At 72.3% G+C, this 16,941-nt stretch carries 15 protein-coding genes; 8 read left to right on the forward strand and 7 right to left on the reverse strand.

The window, feature by feature from the left end:
* The first annotated feature begins 138 nt into the window (after nucleotides 1-138).
* On the forward strand, nucleotides 139-1,749 hold the full coding sequence (locus tag H283_RS24200) for a DUF3352 domain-containing protein (RefSeq protein ID WP_020142615.1): 1,611 nt from the start codon (nucleotides 139-141) through the stop codon (nucleotides 1,747-1,749).
* 68 nt (nucleotides 1,750-1,817) lie between these two features.
* Here the strand turns inward: H283_RS24200 and H283_RS0106025 are convergent, their stop codons facing one another.
* Genes H283_RS0106025 through rimO form a run of 6 tightly spaced genes read right to left on the reverse strand, consistent with a single transcriptional unit; the run spans nucleotide 1,818 to nucleotide 6,908 of the window.
* Nucleotides 1,818-2,924 (reverse strand): dipeptide epimerase, encoded by a 1,107-nt coding sequence (locus H283_RS0106025; protein ID WP_020142616.1) that lies wholly within the window; start codon nucleotides 2,922-2,924, stop codon nucleotides 1,818-1,820.
* On the reverse strand, nucleotides 2,921-3,802 hold the full coding sequence (locus H283_RS24205) for a serine hydrolase (RefSeq protein ID WP_020142617.1): 882 nt from the start codon (nucleotides 3,800-3,802) through the stop codon (nucleotides 2,921-2,923). Before H283_RS24205 ends, H283_RS0106025 begins: the two co-directional genes overlap by 4 nt.
* Before the next feature lie 17 nt (nucleotides 3,803-3,819).
* Nucleotides 3,820-4,122, reverse strand: a complete 303-nt coding sequence (locus tag H283_RS0106035) for a helix-turn-helix domain-containing protein (protein WP_020142618.1) — start codon at nucleotides 4,120-4,122, stop codon at nucleotides 3,820-3,822.
* A gap of 11 nt (nucleotides 4,123-4,133) precedes the next feature.
* Nucleotides 4,134-4,718, reverse strand: a complete 585-nt coding sequence (locus H283_RS0106040) for a nicotinamide-nucleotide amidohydrolase family protein (protein WP_020142619.1) — start codon at nucleotides 4,716-4,718, stop codon at nucleotides 4,134-4,136.
* A 1-nt stretch (nucleotide 4,719) separates the two neighbouring features.
* Entirely contained in the window at nucleotides 4,720-5,436 is a 717-nt protein-coding gene (gene pgsA / locus H283_RS0106045) for a CDP-diacylglycerol--glycerol-3-phosphate 3-phosphatidyltransferase (RefSeq protein WP_020142620.1), read from the reverse strand.
* A complete protein-coding gene (gene rimO, locus H283_RS0106050; protein ID WP_020142621.1) occupies nucleotides 5,433-6,908 on the reverse strand; it encodes a 30S ribosomal protein S12 methylthiotransferase RimO in 1,476 nt (491 codons plus the stop codon). Before rimO ends, pgsA begins: the two co-directional genes overlap by 4 nt.
* A 37-nt stretch (nucleotides 6,909-6,945) precedes the next feature.
* On the opposite strand from rimO, the gene H283_RS0106055 reads away from it, so the two are divergent.
* Nucleotides 6,946-8,157 (forward strand): dipeptidase, encoded by a 1,212-nt coding sequence (locus tag H283_RS0106055; protein ID WP_051103578.1) that lies wholly within the window; start codon nucleotides 6,946-6,948, stop codon nucleotides 8,155-8,157.
* 55 nt (nucleotides 8,158-8,212) lie between these two features.
* Here the strand turns inward: H283_RS0106055 and H283_RS0106060 are convergent, their stop codons facing one another.
* A complete protein-coding gene (locus H283_RS0106060) occupies nucleotides 8,213-8,959 on the reverse strand; it encodes an ion channel (RefSeq protein WP_020142623.1) in 747 nt (248 codons plus the stop codon).
* Nucleotides 8,960-9,060: 101 nt separating this feature from the next.
* Here H283_RS0106060 and H283_RS28670 point away from each other — a divergent pair, with 101 nt between their 5' ends.
* From H283_RS28670 to H283_RS0106090, 6 genes are read left to right on the forward strand one after another with little or no spacing between them, the layout of a single operon-like run.
* Nucleotides 9,061-9,147, forward strand: coding sequence for a potassium-transporting ATPase subunit F (locus H283_RS28670; protein ID WP_081633796.1), 87 nt, complete (start codon nucleotides 9,061-9,063; stop codon nucleotides 9,145-9,147).
* Nucleotides 9,147-10,793 (forward strand): potassium-transporting ATPase subunit KdpA, encoded by a 1,647-nt coding sequence (gene kdpA, locus H283_RS0106070; RefSeq protein ID WP_020142624.1) that lies wholly within the window; start codon nucleotides 9,147-9,149, stop codon nucleotides 10,791-10,793. The genes H283_RS28670 and kdpA overlap by 1 nt, the downstream gene beginning before the upstream one ends.
* Before the next feature lie 23 nt (nucleotides 10,794-10,816).
* A complete protein-coding gene (gene kdpB / locus H283_RS0106075; RefSeq protein WP_020142625.1) occupies nucleotides 10,817-12,973 on the forward strand; it encodes a potassium-transporting ATPase subunit KdpB in 2,157 nt (718 codons plus the stop codon).
* Nucleotides 12,974-12,978: 5 nt separating this feature from the next.
* Complete coding sequence (gene kdpC / locus H283_RS0106080) at nucleotides 12,979-13,551, forward strand: potassium-transporting ATPase subunit KdpC (protein ID WP_020142626.1); 573 nt, start codon at nucleotides 12,979-12,981, stop codon at nucleotides 13,549-13,551.
* 17 nt (nucleotides 13,552-13,568) lie between these two features.
* Nucleotides 13,569-16,256, forward strand: a complete 2,688-nt coding sequence (locus H283_RS24210; RefSeq protein ID WP_020142627.1) for a sensor histidine kinase KdpD — start codon at nucleotides 13,569-13,571, stop codon at nucleotides 16,254-16,256.
* The gene (locus tag H283_RS0106090; protein WP_020142628.1) at nucleotides 16,253-16,930 is read left to right on the forward strand and encodes a response regulator transcription factor; all 678 of its coding nucleotides are present in this window, start codon (nucleotides 16,253-16,255) and stop codon (nucleotides 16,928-16,930) included. Before H283_RS24210 ends, H283_RS0106090 begins: the two co-directional genes overlap by 4 nt.
* Nucleotides 16,931-16,941: the final 11 nt, after the last annotated feature.

Raw genomic sequence — 16,941 nt, forward strand, 5'->3', positions numbered from 1 at the left:
GTTGCGCCGGAACCGTTCCGCGCGAACCCGTCGTCGGAGCGTTACCGCAACCGGCCGCGAACGTCCGGCGCTGCCGGTATCGTCCTCTCGTCCCGCGCACCGCCGCGGGGCACATCGAACTCTTCAGGGGAGCACACCATGACCGAGCCCACGAGGCCCAGCGAGCCCACCGACGCCGGCGCCGACCCGCACGGAGCGAGCCGACCCTACGCGTACCCGACTCCCGCCGGGGCGGCCGAGACCGTCCCCGGCGAGGTCACCCTCTCCGACGACCCGGAGGCGCCCGCGTCCGGCGGTCGCAAGCGCACGGGTCTGCTCGTCGGTGGCGTCGTCACCGCCCTCGTCCTCGGCGGCGCCGGCGCCTTCGCCTTCCAGACGCTGAGCGGGGGCGGCTCCCAGCCGGCCGACGTACTGCCCGGCGACGCCTACGCCTACTTCCGTCTCGACATCGACCCGTCGGCCGGCCAGAAGATCGCCGCCGTGCGCTTCTTGGGCAAGCTGCCCCAGGTCAAGGACACGCTCGGTGCCGACGACCCCCGCAAGCAGCTGTGGCAGCTCGTCTCGAAGGACGCGAGCAACGACTGCGTCGCCAAGTTCAGCTACGACACGGACATCGCGCCCTGGCTCGGCGACCGGGTCGGCGCCGCCATCCGTCCCGGTGGCACCGCGGACGCGCCCAACGTCGCCGTCGCGATCCAGGTCAAGGACGAGTCCGCGGCCAAGGACACCCTGACCAGGCTGTTCGCCTGCGACAAGGGCGGATCCGACACCGAGCTGCGCATGAAGGACGGCTACGCCATCGTCACGCCGCCCGGCGTCGGCGACGCCACCCTCGCGGCAGCCGCCAAGGGGACGCTCGCGCAGAACGCCGACTTCACCTCCGACATGGCGGCTCTCGGCGAGCAGGGCATCCTGTCGGCCTGGTTCGACATGGGCACGGGCCTGAAGGAGATCCAGAAGTTCAGCGGCACGACCGGCATGGACGCGACGGCCCTGGCCTCGGCCAAGGGACGCTTCGCGACGGCGGTCCGGTTCGACGCCGACTACGTCGAGATGGCCGGCGTCGTGCGCGGCGCCGACGCCACGAAGTCCGTCAAGGGCGACGGCAGCGAGGTGGCCTCGCTGCCGGCCAACACGATGGCTGCCCTCAACGTCTCCGGGGCCGACCTGATGCTCGACTCCGCGTGGCCCCAGCTGAAGAAGCAGATCGAGAGCCTCGCCGCGGCCGACGGCGAGTCCGACCCGATCGGGCAGGTCGAGCAGCAGCTCGGAATCAAGCTGCCCGACGACCTCAAGGTGCTGCTCGGCCGGTCCTTCACCGTGGCCATGCCCGAGCAGAACCTCAAGAGCGACGTGCCCGTCCTCGGTGCCAAGGTCGTCTCCAGCGACGCCAAGCGCGCCGACGAGCTCGTGGGCCGACTCATGGAGTCGGCCGGTGTCGGCAGCGACGTGCTGACCCACAAGGTCGAGGGCGACAAGGTCTACGTGGCCACGACGCCCGACTACGCCGACGACCTCAAGTCGGGCGGCAGGCTCGGCGACGGCGACACCTTCAAGCTCGCCGTCGGTGACGTCAGCAACGCGACGGCGACGCTCTTCGTCGACCTCGACAAGGTCGACGCCATCGTCAAGGGCGACGTCCACGGCGAGGCCAAGTCCTTCCTCGAGTCGCTGCGCGCCGTGGGCTTCACCGCCACCAACACCGGCAACGGTGAAGGCTCCTTCAGCCTCCGCGTCCTCGGCGACTGACACCGTCGGATCCGCGCGAAGGGCCCCGCTCCGGCGGGGCCCTTCGTGCGTGCGGCGTGTGCGCTGGGTCAGCCGTGGTCGACGAAACCGCTGATCCCGAGACCGTCCGCCATCGGCACACGGATCTGGTTGCCCGAGTACGAGATTCCGCCCACGACAGGTGAGGCCACCGACCACCAGGCGGCGTCGAGGTCGCTCACCTCGGTCGTCGGTTCGGCAGCCACCAGCGCTGCCGCGGCCCCGACTCCGACGTGGCTCTCCATCATCGATCCCACGATGGTGCGCAGGCCGGCGTCATGGGCGCGGCGCAGCATGTCGCGACCCACGGTGAGCGAGCCGCACTTGGCGAGCTTGACGTTGACGAGGTCCGCGGCGCCGAGCCGGATGATCCGTTCGAGGTCGTAGGGCCCGTAGCAGGACTCGTCGGCCATGACCGGCAGCCCGACCCGCTCCCGCACCCAGGCCAGACCCTCGACGTCGTCGGCCACGACCGGCTGCTCGACGAACTCGACCCCGAGGTCGGCGACCTCGAGCGCCCGGATGACCTGGACGGCCTCCTCGCGTGTCCACCCCTGGTTGGCGTCGAGCCGGATGGCGACGTCGGGGCCGACTGCGTCGCGCACCGACGCGACGCGCTGCACGTCGGTGCTGGCATCGGTGCCGACCTTCATCTTCAGGGTGCGGAAGCCGTCGGAGACCCGCGCGCGAGCCGTGTCGGCGAGCGCGTCAGCCGCACCGGCCGACAGGGTGACGTCGGTCGTCAGCACCTCGCGTATGCCGTCCGGCCGGGTCGAGAGCAGCGCCGCCACCGACGTGCCCTCCGCCCGGGCGACGAGGTCGTGCAGGGCCGCGTCGACAGCGGCCTTGGCACCGAAGTTGCGGGCCACGGCGCGCTGGACGACGCCGGCGGCAGCGGCGAGGTCGCTGCGGTCGTCGAGCCGGTGACCCGTCACGGCGGGCGCGAGCATCTGCTCGATGCACGCCGTGGCGCTCGCGAGCGACTCACCCGTCACCTGCCACACCTGGGGCGCCTCGCCCCACCCCGTGCGCCCGTCGCTGTCGGTGACCGTCACGACGACGGTGTCGGTGGTCTCGGTCCGGCGCAGGGCCGTGACGAACGGCGTGTGGAGCCGCACGGACGAGGTCGTCGTCGTGACCCGCGCGACGGTCGTCATGCCCGCTCCCCCTCGGTGGGGTGCTCGGCGCGCCAGACGTCCCGGGCGATGCCGGCGACGAAGACGGCGGCCTCCGTCTCGTCGAGGTCGATCGTCGTGCAGACGGCGATGACGAACGGCTCCTCGCCCACCGGACGCACGAGCGCGACGTCGTGGGAGACGCCCGGGATCCAGCCCGACTTGCTCGCGGTCGGGGTGCCAGGCGGCAGGCCCGCCGGCACCTGGTCGACGTGCACTTGGCGGGCCAGCATCTCCTCGACGGGCGCCAGCACCTCGGCGCCACCGAGCGCGGGCTCGCGGCGCCCGACCGCGGCCATGACGAGCCCGAGGTCGGCGGCGGTCACGGTGTTGGTGATGCCTGCTCGACGGGCCACGGCGTCCTCGATGCCGCGCCCGACCACGGTGGCCGGCGAGCAGCCGACGATGCGCAGCACCTCGGCGACCTCGTCGAGACCGACGACGTCGACGAGCAGGTTGGTGGCGATGTTGCTCGAGTGGGTGATGGCCCGCTCCGCGAGCTCGCCCAGCGTGCAGGTGCCGCCGAGCGCCGCCCACGTCTGCGGGTCCTGGTCCTCGGCCTCGTCGAGGTCGAACGGGGAGCCGTCGAGCACGGAGGCGAAGGTGCCGGTGACCGTGACCGGCGCGTCGAGGTGGAGCTCGCCTCGCACGATGCGCCGGAAGGCCGCGATGACGAGTGGGAGCTTCATCGTGGACGCGGCGTAGTGCGGCGCGAACGCGTCGTGCTCGTAGCGGGGTCGGCCGTCGAGGTCTCCCAGCCACACCGACAGCGCGGCGTCAGGGTTCGAGGGGTCCGAGGGGTCCGAGGCCGAGACGGCACGGTCCAGACGTGAGTCGAGGTCCGAGAAGGGGCTGGGCACCCCAGCACGGTAGACGATCAGGCAGCGGAGGCCGACACCACGTCGCCCGACGGGACGGGCAGCGAGACGGTCGGGGCGAGGCCCTCGCTCTCGGCCATCCGGCTGGACACGTCGATGAGGACCTGCGACAAGGGCAGCGCCAGCGCCCCGCAGATCGAGGCGAGCAGCTCCGACGAGGCCTCCTTCTCGCCGCGCTCGACCTCGCTGAGGTAGCCGAGGGAGACGGATGCCGTCGCGGAGACCTCACGGAGGGTGCGGCCCTGGGCGCGCCGGCGCTCACGGAGGACGTCGCCGAGCTCGCGCCGCAGCAGTGTCGTCATGTCGTCCTCCTTCAGGTCGCTGGTGTCGTGCGTTCGGATGCCGTGCCGTCGTCGGGGTGACCTGACAGCCCTACCGTACCCCGAGGGTCCCACGGCGGCGCAGGTGTTTGGCGCGTGGCGCCCGTCTCCTCCACCGCGAGCCGGAGCACCGCGTCGACGGTGGCCGACCGGATCTCGGCCCTGGTCCCGTTCAACTCCAGGGCGCGCGTCGCTGTTCCCGACGGACCGGAGACGGCCACGTGGACGGTGCCCGCGGGCTTGCCCTCCGCCGGTCCCGGCCCGGCCACACCGGTCGTGGCCAGGCCCCACGTGGAGCCCAGCCGACGGCGTACGCCCTCGGCCATGAGCGCGGCCACCTCGGGGTCGACGGTGCCCACCCGCGCGACGAGCTCGGCGGGCACGTCGAGCAGCGCCGTCTTCACCTCCGGGGCGTACGCGACGACCCCACCGAGCAGCACCGCGGACGCGCCGGGGGTGTCGGCCACGGTGGCGGCGACGAGTCCCGCCGTCAGCGACTCGGCGCAGGCCACGGTCTCGTGCGCCTCGGTCAGCCGGGCCACGAGACGTGCCCCCGGCGCCTCGGACGCGTCGTCCACGTCAGTCCCGCTTCGCCGTCCGGGGTGGCGCCGGGTCGCCGGTGGAGCCCTCGGTCGCCCCGGCCCTCGTCTCCCGGGCGGCGGCGCGCGCCGCCCGCCGGGCCAGCGTGCGCTCGCTCGTCTCGCGCAGCCGTGCCGCCTTGAAGACGTAGTCGATGCCGCTGACCACGGTCATGACGAGCGCCGCGCCGAGCACGACGTAGGCCACGAGCAACCACGCGCTACCGAACGGGAGCACCCAGAGCGGGAAGGTCAGGGCCCCGAGCGACAGCGTCTGGAGCATCGTCTTGAGCTTGCCGCCGCGACCGGCCGGCATGACGCCGTGCCGGATGACGACGAAGCGCAGCACGGTGATGCCGATCTCGCGGACGAGGATGACGACGGTCACCCACCACCAGACGACCCCGAGCAGCGACAGCCCGATGAAGGCCGTGCCGGTCAGCGCTTTGTCGGCGATGGGGTCGGCGACCTTGCCGAAGTTCGTGATCTCCCCACGTCGCCGGGCGATCTTGCCGTCGACACCGTCGGTGACGGCTGCGAGCGCGAAGACCACCCAGGCCCAGAAGCGCCACCACGGCTCGTTGCCGCCGTCCTGGAAGAGCAGCACGGCGTAGACCGGGACGAGCAGGAAGCGCAGGACCGTCAGGGCGTTGGGCAGGTTCCAGTCGGTCGGTCGGGGCGCCGGCCCCTCCCCCCGGTGGAAGGTCTGTGGCGTCATCGCGGCTCCGCGACGAGGTCGATCCCCTCGGTGCCGACGACGACAGCCGGCACGAGGTCGCCGACCTGAGGGGCGGGAGCGCCCTCGGGGACGTGCACGATGGTGACGCCGTCGACGTCGGGGCCCTGGAAGTCGGCGCGCCCGACGACGGTGCCCTCCGCCTCCTCGATCTCCTCGACGAGGACGAGGACGCGCTCGCCGACGCGCTCCTCGGCGCGCTGGGCGTTGAGCTCCTCGACGAGGCGGGTGAAGCGGTCGAGGCGCTCGGCGACGACCTCGGGGGCCAGCTTGCCGGCATACCCCTCGGCCTCGGTGCCGTCCTCGTCGGAGTAGCCGAAGACGCCGACGACGTCGAGGCGGGCCTCGGTGAGGAAGGCCTCGAGCTCGTCGAGGTCGGCCTCGGTCTCGCCGGGGAAGCCGACGATGACGTTGCAGCGGATGCCGGCCTCGGGGGCGTCGGCGCGCACCCGGCCGAGGAGCTCGAGGAAGACCTCGCGCGAGCCGAACCGGCGCATCGAGCGCAGGAGCGGCTCGGACGCGTGCTGGAAGGAGATGTCGTAGTAGGGCACGACGCCGGGGGTGTCGGCCATGGCGCGCAGCAGGCCGGGACGGATCTCGGCCGGCTGGAGGTAGGAGACGCGGACGCGCTCGATGCCCTCGATCGCGGTCAGCTCGGGCAGCAGCTTCTCGAGGAGGGCGAGGTCGCCGAGGTCCTTGCCGTAGCTCGTGGAGTTCTCGGAGACGAGGAAGAGCTCCTTGACGCCCTGCTCGGCGAGCCAGCGGCCCTCGGCGACGATGTCGGCGGGACGGCGCGAGAGGAAGGCGCCACGGAACATCGGGATGGCGCAGAACGAGCAGCGCCGGTCGCAGCCCGACGCGATCTTGAGCGGCGCCCACGGGCGACCGTCGAGGCGCGCGCGGATGACGCGGGGACCGGAGGCGGGGGTCGGCACGTCGGCGTCGGCAAGGTCGGGGCGGGCGTCGCCGTGGCCCGGCAGCGCGACGGACGCGGAGCCCTGCTGGCGCTCGACCGGGGTCAGCGGGAGCAGCGTGCGGCGGTCGCCGGGGGTGTGGCTCTCGACGTGGCCGCCCGCGAGGATCGTCTGCAGGTGTGCGCTCATGTCGCGGTAGGAGTCGAAGCCGAGCACGGCGTCGGCCTCGGGCAGCTGGTCGGCGAGCTCCTTGCCGTAGCGCTCGGCGAGGCAGCCGACGGCGACGACCTTCTGCGTGCGGCTGCCCTCGCCCTTGAGGTCGGAGGCCTCGAGCAGGGCGTCGATGGAGTCCTTCTTGGCCTGCTCGACGAAGCCGCACGTGTTGACGACGGCGACGTCGGCCTCGGACGCGTCGTCGACGAGACGCCATCCCTCCGCGAGCAGCCGACCGGCCAGCTCCTCGGAGTCGACCTCGTTGCGCGTGCACCCGAGGGTGACGAGTGCGACGCTCTTGTCGGCGCTCGGGTGGGGAGGGGTCATGCGTCCACTCTAGATGCCGGGGTGTTCAATGGCCGACATGCTCGGAACCGCCCCCCACGGCCACGACGACCTGCTCATGAAGGCGCGCGACCTGCTGCGAGCGCACCCCCTCGTCGACGGCCACAACGACCTCCCGTGGGAGGCGCGCGAGCAGACGGGCTACGACTTCGAGACGCTCGACATCTCCGGCCGCCTCACGACGACGCAGACCGACCTGCCTCGCCTCACCGAGGGCGGGGTCGGCGCGCAGTTCTGGTCCGTCTTCGTGCCGAGCACCCTCCAGGGCGACTCGGCCGTCACCGCCACGCTCGAGCAGGTCGACGGCGTGCACCGGATGATCGGGTCGTATGCCGACCGGCTGGCGCTCGCCCGCACCGCGGACGAGGTGGAGGCTGCCACCGCGACGGGTCGCGTCGCGTCGCTGCTCGGCGCCGAGGGCGGGCACTCGATCGGCTGCTCGCTCGGCACCCTGCGGATGCTCCACGTGCTCGGTGTGCGCTACCTGACGCTGACGCACAACGACAACACGCCGTGGGCCGACTCGGCCACCGACGTGCCCGTCGTCGGCGGCCTCAGCGAGTTCGGCCGGGAGGTCGTGCGTGAGATGAACCGCCTCGGGATGATGGTCGACCTCAGTCACGTCGCCGCCACGACGATGCGCGACGCGCTCGAGACCACCGACGCCCCGGTCATCTTCAGCCACTCCTCGGCCCTGGCCCTGTGCGACACCCCCCGCAACGTGCCCGACGACGTGCTCGGCGCGCTGTCCGCCAACGGCGGCGTGTGCATGGTGACCTTCGTCCCCGAGTTCGTGTCGCCCGCGACCGCCGCCTGGCGCGTCGAGGCCGCCGCCGCCGCGGCGGAGGTCGGCGTCGAGGCGCGTGACTGGGAGGCGTTCGGCCGGTTCACCGCCGGCTGGCAGCGTGAGCACCCCAAGCCCGACGCGACGGTCGATCAGGTCGTCGCCCACCTCGAGCACGTCCGCGAGGTCGCCGGCATCGACCACATCGGCATCGGCGGCGACTACGACGGCACCGACACCTTCCCCGTCGGGCTCGAGGACGTCAGCGGCTACCCGCGGCTCGTCGCCGCCCTGCTCGCGCGGTCGTGGTCCGAGGCCGACGTCGTCCAGCTCGTGCGCGGCAACACGCTGCGTGTCATGCGCGACGTCGAGGCCGTGGCCCGCGACCTCCAGACGACCCGCACCCCGAGCCTCAGGACCTTCGCCGAGCTCGACGGTCACGGCTGAGCACCGCTCGAGCGCGACCCGGGCACGCGGCATACGCCCTCGGTGGGGCGCAGCCCTACTGACGGAAGCGGGCGATCGTCAGCCCGACGAGGCGGGCGACGACGAGCGCGACGTAGAGCATGCCGGCGATCTGCTGGAGCAGCACGAACGAGCGGGCGTGGGGGGTCACGGCGTAGATGTCGGAGAGACCGGTCGAGGTCATCGTCGTGATCGATAGGTAGAGCAGCTCGTACCAGGTGCGCACCCCGGGCAGCGTCTCGCCGTAGATGGTGAACGAGTTCGGCCAGATGAACTGCACGGCGACGTAGAGGTAGGCGAAGCCCCAGGCGACGACGGTGAAGGTCGCGCCGGTGGCATAGAGCTCGTCGCGGGTCACCCAGTTGTCGGCGAACATGTACCGGAGCAGGCCGTAGCCCGTGTAGAAGTAGAAGAGCGCGTGCAGCAGGGCGCTCCAGAAGGCGACCGGGCTGTTGTCGGGCCACACGGCCTCGGCCACGGTGAGCAGGACCACCGGCCCGCCCAGCACGACGGCGACCCACGTGAGCGCAGGGGTCGCCCGCACCGCGCGCACGGCGAGGAAGAGCACGAGGAGGCCGATGAGGCCGAAGACCGCGCGTCCCGCCTCCCGGTAGTCCCCGAGCGTCGCGGTCTCGACGAAGGGATAGGTCAGCAGGGCTGCGAGCTGGACGAAGAGGAGCAGGGCGCACGGCAGCTCGTTGACCTTGCGCCGTAGCTGGTCGAGCCGTGACGGCGGCCCCGCACGACGGGGCGATGACGGCCAGAGCTCCAGCGACGCACTCACGACTCGGACTCTAGTGGCGGGCCCGTCAAGAACGCGTCAAGAGCCATCAGCGCGAGGTCAACGGACGTGGAGCGGCCCGGTGGCGACCCTAGGAAGGAGTCATGTTCACCTCCATCGTCCTGCTCGTGGCCGGGGTCGCCGTGCTGGCCTACCTCGTCCACGTGCTCCTCCACCCGGACCGCTTCTGATGAGCGACACCGTCAGCGGGCTGCTCACGATCGCCGTCCTCGTCGCCGCCCTCGCCGCCGCCCACGTGCCCCTCGGGTCGTGGATGGCCCGGGTCTTCACCGACGCCCGCCACTGGCGCGTCGAGCGCCTCGTCTACCGGCTGTGCCGCATCGACCCCGCGTCCGAGCAGCGCTGGAGCACGTATGCCGTCGCCGTCCTCGGCTTCTCCGTCGTGGGCATCGTCCTGCTCGTCGCGCTCATCGCCCTGCAGGGCGTCCTTCCGCTCGCGCGCGGCGCCTCGATGAACCTCGACACCGCGCTCAACACGGCCGTGTCGTTCGTGACGAACACGAACTGGCAGTCGTATGTCGGTGAGTCCGGCGCGTCGCCACTCGTCCAGACGCTCGGGCTGACCGTGCAGAACTTCGTCTCACCTGCCGTGGGCCTCGCCGTGGCCGTCGCGCTCGTGCGCGGCCTGGCCCGCTCGAGCGGGGCGCAGATCGGCAACTTCTGGGTCGACCTCGTGCGCGGCACCGTGCGCGTCCTGCTGCCGCTCGCCGTCGCCGGAGCCGTCGTCCTCCTGCTCGGCGGCGTCATCCAGAACCTCACGTCGCCGACCAGCGTCACGACGCTCTCCGGCGGCTCACAGGTCGTCCAGGGCGGCCTCGTCGCCTCGCAGGAGGCCATCAAGGAGCTCGGCACGAACGGCGGTGGCTACTTCAACGCCAACTCGGCCCACCCCTTCGAGAACCCCACCGCGGTGACGAACCTCATCGAGATCTTCCTGCTCCTCGTCATCCCGTTCTCGCTGCCGCGGACCTACGGGATCCTCGTCGGCGACCGCCGGCAGGGCTGGACCGTGCTCGCGTTCATGGCGACGCTGTGGGGTCTCATGGTCGCCGCCGTGACCTGGGCCGAGGTGAGCGCGGCGAGCGGCCCCCTCGGCGGCCTCGAGGGCAAGGAGCTGCGCTTCGGCGTCTGGCCGTCCGCCCTCTTCGCGGCCAGCACGACCGGCACCTCGACCGGGGCGGTCAACTCGATGCACGAGAGCTTCAGCCCCCTCGGTGGAGGCGGCGTCCTCTTCTCGATGCTCCTCGGCGAGGTCTCCCCCGGCGGCGTCGGGTCGGGGCTCTACGGCGCGCTGCTGCTGGCCGTGCTGACCGTCTTCATCGCGGGCCTCATGGTCGGGCGCACGCCCGAGCTGCTCGGCAAGCAGGTCGGGCGCCGCGAGATCACCCTGACCGCGCTCGCCCTGCTCGTCATGCCGGCCCTCGTGCTCGTCTTCACCGGCATCGGGATGGTGGCTCCACTCGTCTCGTCGCAGATGTCCGCCTCGGGCCCGCACGGGCTCACCGAGGTGATGTACGCGTACGCCTCCGCCGCCAACAACAACGGCAGCGCGTTCGCGGGCTTCTCCGCGGACTCCCCCTACACGAACCTCACCCTCGCGCTCTGCATGTTCCTCGGACGCTTCGTCCCGATCGTCCTCGTCCTGGCACTCGCCGGTTCCCTGGTGGCGCAACGACGTCGGCCGGTCAACGCCGGCACCCTACCCACCCACACACCCACGTTCGCGGGCCTCTTCGTCGGGGTGGCGGTCGTCGTCACCGGACTCACGTTCTTCCCGGCCCTGGCTCTCGGTCCCCTCGCGGAGGCACTGTCATGACCCCTTCCGTCATCCCGTCACGCATGACGGACCCGTCGTCGACCCCACCCGGTGACACGCGGTCCGCCGGACCGGACAGTGCTGCCGCAGAACGGGACCCGGTGCCGTCCAGGCACTCGAACGGGCGGTCGACGGCGGCGCTGTCGCTCAGGTCGCTGGGTCGACAGCTCGTCGCGACCTTCCCGGAGGCCGTCCGCAAGCTCGATCCACGCCACGTCTGGCGCAGCCCCGTCGTCTTCGTCGTGTGGGTCGGCTCGCTGCTGACCACCGTCGTCGCCGTCGTCGACCCGTCCTGGTTCGCGTGGAGCGTCACGGTCTGGCTCTGGGCGACCGTCCTCTTCGCCAACATGGCCGAGGCCGTCGCCGAGGGCCGCGGCAAGGCGCAGGCGGCCACGCTTCGAGCCACGCGGACCACGACGACCGCGAGCCGCCGGAGCGCCGACGGATCCACCGAGACGGTCGCCGCCTCGGACCTCACGATCGGTGACCTCGTCGTCGTGCGGCCCGGTGAGGTGATTCCCGGCGACGGTGACGTCGTCGAGGGCATGGCGACGGTGGACGAGTCGGCGATCACCGGCGAGTCCGCGCCCGTCATCCGCGAGTCGGGCGGCGACCGGTCGGCCGTCACGGGCGGCACGACGGTGCTCTCCGACGGCATCACCGTGCGCATCACGACCAGGCCCGGCGAGACCTTCATCGACCGGATGATCTCGCTCGTCGAGGGAGCGGCCCGACAGAAGACGCCGAACGAGGTCGCCCTGACGATCCTGCTCACGACGCTGACGATCATCTTCGTCCTCGCCGTCATGGCGATCCAGCCGCTCGCGATCTACTCCGGCCAGGAGCAGTCGGTCGTCGTCCTCGTCGCCCTCCTCGTGTGCCTCATCCCGACGACCATCGGAGCCCTGCTCTCGGCGATCGGCATCGCCGGCATGGACCGGCTCGTCCAGCACAACGTCCTCGCCATGTCGGGGCGCGCCGTCGAGGCGGCCGGCGACGTGTCGACCCTCCTGCTCGACAAGACCGGCACCATCACCTTCGGCAACCGGCGGGCCACCGAGCTGCTCGCCGCCCCCGGCCTCGGCGATGCCGAGGTCACCGAGGCCGCATACCTCTCGTCGCTGGCGGACGAGACGCCCGAGGGGCGCTCGATCGTCGAGCTGGCCGCCGCAGGGCTGTCCGAGGGGACCCGGACGCGGGCCGACGAGGCGCGGAGCGACGGCGCGACGTTCGTCGAGTTCACCGCGCAGACCCGCATGTCCGGGGTGGACCTGCCGGACGGCACGGCCGTGCGCAAGGGCGCCTCGGACGCCGTGTGCCGCTGGGTCTCGGAGCACGGCGGCGACGTGCCCCGGGGAGTGCTGACCATCGTCGATGCGATCGCGACCGCGGGAGGCACGCCGCTCGTCGTCGCCTCCGCGCGGCCGGGCGAGCAGCCTCGGGTGCTCGGCGTCGTGCACCTCAAGGACGTCGTCAAGCCCGGGATGAAGGAGCGCTTCGCCCAGCTGCGCGCCATGGGCATCCGGACCGTCATGATCACCGGCGACAACCCGCTCACGGCGAGGTCGATCGCGGCCGAGGCCGGCGTCGACGACTTCCTCGCCGAGGCGACGCCCGAGGACAAGATGGCGCTCATCCGGAAGGAGCAGGAGGGCGGCCGGCTCGTCGCGATGACCGGAGACGGCACCAACGACGCCCCGGCCCTGGCGCAGTCGGACGTCGGCGTGGCGATGAACACCGGCACGTCCGCGGCCAAGGAGGCCGCCAACATGGTCGACCTCGACTCGGACCCGACGAAGCTCATCGACATCGTCTCGATCGGCAAGCAGCTGCTCATCACGCGCGGCGCCCTGACGACCTTCTCGATCGCCAACGACATCGCGAAGTACTTCGCGATCATCCCGGCGATGTTCGTCGTGCTCTTCCCCGGCCTCGACGCGCTCAACGTCATGGGCCTGTCGACCCCGAAGTCGGCGATGCTCTCGGCCGTCATCTTCAACGCGCTCATCATCGTCGCACTGATCCCCCTGTCGTTGAGGGGTGTTCGCTACCGGCCCGCCGGCAGCACCGCCCTGCTGCGACGCAACCTCCTCGTCTACGGGGTCGGCGGCGTCATCGCCCCGTTCATCGGCATCAAGCTGATCGACCTCGTCGTGAGCCACCTCCCCGGAATGATGTGAGTCCTGTGAACACCGTCCTCAAGCAGTCCGTCGCCGGCCTCCGGGCCATGCTCGTCCTCACCGTGCTGCTCGGTCTCCTCTACCCCGCCGTCGTGTGGGGCGTGGGCCAGGTCGTGGCCCGGGACCAGTCCGCCGGGTCCCTCGTGTCGCTCGGCGGCCGCGTCGTCGGCTCCAGCCTCCTCGGCCAGCAGTGGCGGGGCGACGAGTGGTTCCACGGCCGGCCCTCGGCGAGTGACTACGCCGGGGACACGAGCGGCGGCACCAACCTCGGTGCCGGCCCCGAGCTCGACACGGCGGTGGCCGAGAGAGCCCGGGCCGCCGGCCTCGAGCCGCGCACGGCGCCCGCCGACGCGCTCACGGCATCCGGCAGCGGGCTCGACCCGCACGTCTCGCCGGCGTATGCCGCAGCCCAGGTCGAGCGCGTCGCCGCGGCAAGGGGCCTCGACGTCAGCCGGGTGCGGTCTCTCGTGACCGCCCACACGCAGGGACGCGAGGCCGGGTTCCTCGGCCAGCCTCGGGTCGACGTCCTCGAGCTGAACCTCGCGCTCGCGCGCCTCACGGCGCCGAGCGCCGGGTGACCTGAGAGGATCGCCGTATGGGGCGTGGCTCGCTGCGGATCTATCTCGGGGCAGCGCCGGGAGTCGGCAAGACGGTGGCCATGCTCGACGAGGCCCACCGACGCCTCTCGCGGGGCACGGACGTCGTCGTCGGCTACGTCGAGACGCACGACAGGCCCCACACGGCGGCCATGCTCGAGGGCCTCGAGGTCCTCCCCCGTCGCACGGTCGAGTACCGCGGCAGCCGGCTCACCGAGCTCGACGTCGCCGCGGTCCTCGCGCGTCGGCCTCACGTCGTCCTCGTCGACGAGCTCGCCCACACCAACGTCCCCGGCTCGTCCGTCCCGCCGGTCGACGGGGCCGGGGCGTCGCGTGACGGGCACGAGAAGCGCTGGCAGGACGTCGAGGAGATCCTCGAGGCCGGCATCGACGTCATCTCGACCGTCAACATCCAGCACCTCGAGTCGCTCAACGACGTGGTCGAGTCGATCACGGGCATCCGCCAGCAGGAGACCGTCCCCGACGAGATCGTGCGCCGGGCTGACCAGGTGGAGCTCGTCGACATGTCGCCCGAGGCCCTGCGCCGCCGGATGGCCCACGGCAACATCTACGGACCGGACAAGGTCGACGCCGCCCTGGCCAACTACTTCCGCACCGGCAACCTCTCCGCGTTGCGCGAGATCGCGCTGCTGTGGCTGGCCGACCGGGTCGACGAGGCGCTCGAACGCTACCGGGCCGACCAGGGGATCAGCGAGCAGTGGCCCACTCGAGAGCGCGTCGTCGTGGCGCTCACCGGGGGTGCCGGCAGCGAGACCCTCCTCCGACGAGGGGCGCGGATCGCCACCCGCGCGGCCGGCGGTGACCTCATCGCCTGTCACGTCCGGTCGTCCGAGGGCCTCACGTCGACCGACCCCGCCGTGCTGGTCCGGCTGCGCCAGCTGGCTCGCGACCTCGGCGCGGAGTTCCAGGACGTCTCCGGCCAGGACGTCGCGGAGGCGATCCTCGACCACGCCCGCGGCGTCAACGCGACGCAGATCGTCGTCGGCGTCAGCCGGCGAGGCCGGTGGCAGCAGATCCTGCGTCCGAGCATCGCCTCCGAGGTGGCCGACGGCTCGGGCGACATCGACGTCCACCTGGTCCCTCACGAGGGGTCGAAGGTCGCCAGCCGTCGGCGGAGCACCACCGGCCTGCCCGCGCGCAGGGTCGTCGGCGGGATGCTCTTCGCTGTCGTCGCCCTCGTCGGCCTGACCGCCGCGCTCGTCGCGACCCAGGAGGGGCACACCCTCTCGCTCGACCTGCTCCTCTACCTCGCGCTGACGGTCCTCTGCGCGCTCGTCGGTGGCATCTGGCCCGCGCTCTTCTGCGCCGTCGTCGGCTCGCTCGTCGTCAACTGGTTCTTCACCGAGCCGCGCGGCACCCTGACGATCAGCGACCCACCCAACGCCCTGGCCCTCGCCGTCTTCGTGCTCGTGGCCATGGCCGTCTCGTCGGTCGTCAACGTCGCCGCCCGCCGCACCGAGCAGGCGGTCTCGGCCGAGCGCGAGTCGTCGGCGCTCGCCGCGATGAGCCGTGACCTGCTCGCGGAGCCCCGGCCCCTGCCTGCCCTGCTCGACCGGGCGCGGGAGGACCTCGGCATGCGGGCCGCCGTGCTCGCCGACGTGCACCCGGACCGGCCCCCGACCGTCGTCGCCTCGACCGACCCCGACCTGCCAGTGGGAAGCGTCCTACCGGCCGACACGGGCTGGGCGCTCGACGTCACCGTCGACGACGGCGTCCACCTGCTCCTCGACGGACCACCCGTGGCGGCAGAGGACCAGCGCGTCGTCAACGCGTACGCGGCCCACGCCGCGATCCTGCACGGACGCGAGCAGCTCGTCCGGGCCGCGCGAGAGGCGGCAGGGCTCGCCCGCGACAACGCCGCACGCACCACCCTGCTCGCCGCCGTCTCGCACGACCTCCGCACGCCCCTCGCGAGCATCAAGGCGGGCGTCTCGACGTTGCGCCAGTCCGGTCTCGACCTGACGGCCGACGACGAGGCGGAGCTGCTCGAGTCGATCGAGGAGAGCGCGGACCGCCTCGACGCCCTCATCGGCAACCTCCTCGACCTGTCCCGTCTCGAGACCGGAGCCGTGCGCGCACACCACCACTCGATCGACCTGCTCGACGCCGTCGTGTCGACGGTGCGCACGACCTCCGCCCCCCAGCGCGTCGAGGTCGACCTCGAGCCGGACCTCCCCCTCGTGCGGACCGACCTGGGACTGCTCGACCGCGTGCTCGCCAACGTCGTCGAGAACGCGCTGCGGCACAGCGGCGACGCGGAGGTGCGCATCACCGCGGGTCGCATCGGGGACACCGTGCAGCTGCGGGTCATCGACCGCGGACCGGGCGTGTCCGATGCCGACAAGGAGCGGATCTTCGCTGCGTTCCAGCGGGCCGGGGACGCACCGCAGGGCGACGGCCTCGGCCTCGGCCTCGCCGTCGCCCGGGGGCTGACGACCGTGCTGGGCGGCTCGCTCGTGCCGGAGGACACCCCGGGGGGTGGCCTCACGATGGTCGTCGAGCTGCCCCTCACGCCGACCAGCACGCCGACCAGCACCCCGCCGGGTCCCTCGGTTCGAGGTGAGGGCGGCACGGACGTGGCTGACGGCATCACCCCGACCGAGCCGACCGAGCCGACCGGGCCCACCGGGCTGGCCGGGCCGACCCAGACGAAGGAGGACGCGTGACCCGAGTGCTCGTCGTCGACGACGACCCGCGGCTGCAGCGCACCCTGACGATCGCGCTGCGGGCCCACGGCAACGAGGTCGTCACGGCCGCCGACGGTCGCACCGCCGTGCAGTCGGTCCTCGAGGACGCACCCGACGTCGTCATCCTCGACCTCGGACTGCCCGACCTCGACGGCACCGAGGTGCTGCGCCGCATCCGGGCCGCGTCCGTCGTCCCCGTCATCGTGCTGTCGGCGCGGCACGAGTCCGACGACAAGATCGAGGCGCTCGACCTCGGTGCCGACGACTACGTCACGAAGCCCTTCGGCGTCGAGGAGCTCCTGGCTCGAGTGCGCGCGGCCGTGCGCCGCGGCGGCGACCTCGGCCGACACCTCGGACCGGTCGTGACCGACCACTTCGTCCTCGACTTCGCCGAGCGGAGGGCGACCGTCGAGGGCGAGGACGTCCGGCTCACGCCGACCGAGTGGCGGGTGCTCGAGGCGTTGTGCCGCGAGCCCGGTCACCTCGTCCAGCAGCAGGACCTGCTCCGAGCCGTCTGGGGCCCGTCCTACGGTCGCGAGTCGAACTACCTGCGCGTCTATGCCAACCAGCTGCGCCGCAAGCTCGAGCCCGACCCGGCGAACCCGCGGCACCTCGTCACCGAACCCGGCCTCGGCTACCGCTTCAACCCCTGAAGCGCGAGGGC

It is taken from the genome of Terracoccus sp. 273MFTsu3.1 (assembly GCF_000383675.1).
In the GTDB taxonomy this organism is placed as follows: Bacteria; Actinomycetota; Actinomycetes; order Actinomycetales; family Dermatophilaceae; genus Terrabacter.